Raw genomic sequence first — 1,357 nt, 5'->3', positions numbered from 1 at the left:
AGAGTCTGTATGCCAACCTATTAAAGTAGCATCGTAGTTTTCTTGAGATAGGGTAGCATCAAAAAACATAAAACTCATTCTTGTAACATTACTAATATCCCAGTTGCCTATATTCTGGTTAAAATTTCTTGCTCCATTAAACATATTATTCATAATAATTGCTAACTCTGTATTCCAGCCACTAATGTTTTGGTTAAAAGATGTATTATTTTGAAACATACCATCAAAACGAGTTGTACTAGATGTATCCCAGCCACTAATATTTTGATTGAAGGGTGAATTTGCAAAAACTCCTTGTAAATTATTCACATTTTCAATATTCCAGTTATCAAGCGGTTGATTAAAAGGAGTGTTTCTAAACATATTTGACATTGTTGTAACAGCACTTACATTCCAATTATTGACGGCAGAATTAAATAAGGTGTTTTGAAATATTCGTTCCATATCAGTAATTGTGCTTACATCCCAATTGTTAATAACTCCTCCATTATCTACAAAAGAACTGCAGAACCAAAACATGTTTTCCATTGAAGTGGCTTGACTTAAATTTGGAGTGTCAGTTGCGTTCAGTACTAAATTACTACAACCTCGAAAAGACTGAGCCATAGACGTCCAAAGATTTGCCCCCCATTGTTCAATCGTTTGTATTTTGTCTTTATCTCCTGTATTGTTAAAATAGATTCTAGGGAAAACACCACGAATGGCAACAGTGTATGTACCAGCTGTTAAAGGAGTACTTGTAGTATTACCTGAAACATTGGTAGATTCAGCATTAAAAGTAGCACCATCATAACTCCAATCTACATCATAATTATAACCTGTTCCATTTGTAGGAATGGTAATAGTTTCATTTTCTTCAACCACCCAAGTGGTTATAAAATAATCTTCAACTCTACATCCAAGGCCACCATCAGTAATCGACCAATTAAAAGAAGTGTCTAAACTATTCCTAGCAAATATGGCAGAACAGTACTGACTACTGCCTCCATTAAAAGTTATATTATTAGGGACATCATCAATACCATTGTTAGCACCACCACTAGAGTCAGTATGCCAACCTATTAAAGTAGCATCGTAGTTTGGTGTAGATAATGTAACACCATTAAACATATCTGTCATTAATGTAACATTACTAATATCCCAGTTGCCTATATTCTGGTCAAAACTTTCAGCGAAAGAAAACATGCCAGACATATCAGTTACGTTAGAGGTATCCCAGTTATCAAGCGGTTGATTAAAAGGTGTGTTTCTAAACATATTGAACATTGATGTAACAGCACTTACCTTCCAATTATTGATGGGAGAATTAAATAATGTACCATGAAATACTTGTTGCATATTAGTAATCGTGCTTACC

1 protein-coding gene is annotated in these 1,357 nt (G+C 34.0%); it reads right to left on the bottom strand.

Going from position 1 to position 1,357, the window contains the following annotated elements:
- A partial coding sequence (locus M3P09_RS17160; protein WP_249974052.1) for a BspA family leucine-rich repeat surface protein occupies positions 1–1,357 on the bottom strand: 1,357 nt, incomplete at both ends.

The organism is Jejuia spongiicola (assembly GCF_023502325.1).
Lineage (GTDB): Bacteria > Bacteroidota > Bacteroidia > Flavobacteriales > Flavobacteriaceae > Wocania_A > Wocania_A spongiicola.
This window is presented reverse-complemented; position numbering and strand designations above follow the sequence as displayed.